Raw genomic sequence first — 1,046 nt, forward strand, 5'->3', positions numbered from 1 at the left:
TGTCCGTCGTCAGATAATTTGAGACAGATCAAGCTTTTCGAGAAGGGAGGCTCTGGCTCATCAGGGGTTAGAGTTTAAGCGGCCTGCAGCTGATGCTGCAAGCGGCGGTTTGCGATAGTGACAAGCTTGATGCGTTTGCGTTCTGCAAGGATCGCTTCCGCCCTGCCGAAGTAGACATCGGCAGGTGTGAGGTTGTCGATGCTCTCATGATAGCGGACGTGGTTGTAGTGTTCGACGAAGGCGCGTACCTGCCGTTCGAGATCGCCAGGCAGGTAGTAATTGCTGAGCAGAATGCGGTTCTTCAGAGTCTGATGCCAGCGCTCGATCTTTCCCTGGGTCTGAGGATGATATGGAGCGCCGCGCACATGCTGCATGCCCTTATGGTCGAGCCACTTGGCCAGATCGTCCGCGACGTAACTCGAACCATTGTCGCTGAGGAGCCTCGGCCGGTGCGCGACGGTGATGTGGTCAAGGCCGGAGGCCGCGAGTGCCTGGTCGAGCGTGGCCGTGACGTCGGAGGCGCACATCGTGGGACCAAGCCTCCAGGCCACGATGTAACGCGAGAAGTCGTCGAGCACGGTCGACAGGTAGTACCAGCCCCAGCCGGTGATCTTGAGGTAGGTAAAGTCGGTCTGCCAGAGCTGGTTGATGGCGGTGGTCTTGTCCTTGAACTCGTTCGCCGCCTTGATCACCACATAAGCCGGGCTGGTGATGAGGTCATGTGCCTTCAGCAGCCGATAGACCGACGCCTCGGAGACAAAATACTTCCGTTCGTCGGTGAAGCGCACGGCCAGTTCGCGCGGCGACAGCTCCGGAAGCTCCAGCGCTAAATCAATGATCTGGCCCCGCACATCGTCGGGGATGCGATTCCAGACCCGGTCAGGTCGGGACCGATGATCGGCCAGCGCTTCAATGCCACCCTCACAGTAGCGATCATACCATCTATAAAACGTGGCGCGTGGGATCCCGAGCTTGTCCAGCGTGCGCTTGGCCGGCAGATGCGACTGCTCGACCAACTGGATGATCTCGGCCTTCTCGGACGCAGG

At 59.3% G+C, this 1,046-nt stretch carries 1 protein-coding gene; it reads right to left on the reverse strand.

The window, feature by feature from the left end:
• Positions 1-74: 74 nt before the first annotated feature.
• Positions 75-1,046: IS3 family transposase (locus AAFX91_RS41915; RefSeq protein ID WP_394570378.1), on the reverse strand; the 972-nt coding region annotated here is incomplete at its 5' end.

Origin of the sequence: Bradyrhizobium sp. 31Argb, assembly GCF_043638955.1 — a bacterium.
Taxonomy (GTDB): Bacteria; Pseudomonadota; Alphaproteobacteria; order Rhizobiales; family Xanthobacteraceae; genus Bradyrhizobium.